This window comes from Tenacibaculum finnmarkense genomovar ulcerans, from assembly GCF_900239495.1.
Classification (GTDB): Bacteria; Bacteroidota; Bacteroidia; order Flavobacteriales; family Flavobacteriaceae; genus Polaribacter; species Polaribacter ulcerans.
Genome location: NZ_OENE01000009.1, coordinates 1 through 1,379, shown reverse-complemented (window position 1 = coordinate 1,379; position 1,379 = coordinate 1). Strand labels below are relative to the sequence as shown.

General features: G+C 31.7%; 1 protein-coding gene. It reads right to left on the bottom strand.

The genetic code is table 11. The features are described 5' to 3' along the window. Positions 1 to 1,379: carboxypeptidase regulatory-like domain-containing protein (locus DPIF8902391_RS03710; RefSeq protein ID WP_172505078.1), on the bottom strand; the 1,379-nt coding region annotated here is incomplete at both ends.

Here is a 1,379-nt window from a genome sequence, read left to right as displayed (position 1 = left end):
CTCTATTTTGATGATCAATTCAGGATAGGTGTTCATTACACTTACAATATCTTCTAGTTCATATTCGGCATCTGTACGGATATTTGCCAAATCAAAATCAAAATAAATAGGGTTGATTACTATTTGATTCCCTACAATTAATGACTGTAATTTTAGGTTTACAACAACATCTTGCTGATCTACATCAAGGGTTGCTGCTTGTTTGTTGGCATTTTTATAGCCTTCTTTTGATCCTACAACTACAAATTTTTGTTCGCAATCTTTTTGTTCAAAAATATAAGAACCCGATCTTCCTGTTTTTAATGATGATACCACTTCTCCCGATGGATTCATTAATTGAACGACTGCATTAGCAATTGGTTCGCCTGTTCGTGAATCGCTTACGATTCCTTTAATATCTTCTTTACATCGATACATGATAAAGCTATAAATATCGTCATCGCCTTTTCCATTTTTTCTGTTTGATGAGAAAAATCCGTGGGAATGTTTTTTGTTTATTACAAATGAAAAATCGTCAAAGGCACTGTTTATTGGGCTTCCTAAATTTACAGGATTTGCATATTTTCCATCAATATATTTTGCTTCAAAAACATCTAAAGCGCCTAAACCTAAATGACCGTTTGATGAAAAATACAACTCATTATTTGTTCCGATAAATGGAAACATCTCTCTACTTTCTGTATTGATTTCTTTTCCTAAATTGATGGGTTTTCCAAAGTTATTATCGCCTAAAATTCTTGCTTTATAAATATCGGTACCTCCAAATCCGTTGGGCATATCCGATACAAAATATAAGGTTTCTTCATCAACGCTTAACGCTGGATGACCGCATGAAAAAGCATCGCTATTAAATGGTAATTCTTGAACATTCCCCCATAAATCACCAATTTTATCGGCGCTGTAAATTTTAAGATGTGATACTTGTGCTTTATCGCCTTTTAATGTTCTTCCATCGTAATTATCTCTTGTAAAATAGGCTTTTTTTCCATTTTTAGTAATAATTATATTCGATTCATGGTATTTTGAACTTAATCCTTCAAGCATTTTTGATTTCTCTAAATCTAGCATTTTTTTAGATACTATATTTTTTTGCTTTGCCTTATAGATGTTTAAAAACGGTTGCTTATTCCATTTATAAAGTTTTTTATCACTTTTTGCCTTTGGTTTGGTCGAGGCAAAATAAAGTTCATCATTATAAATAAAACCTCCAAAATCAGAGTATTTTGTATTGCTTGATACATTGTGAATATTGATATAGGTTTTTTTTGTATTCGAATATTCTACAAAATAATCTTTGTTGCTTTCTAATGATTGCACCCTACTATCGGTGGCATTTTCACCTTTTAGTTTTAAAAGCCATGCATCAGATTCGGCGATTT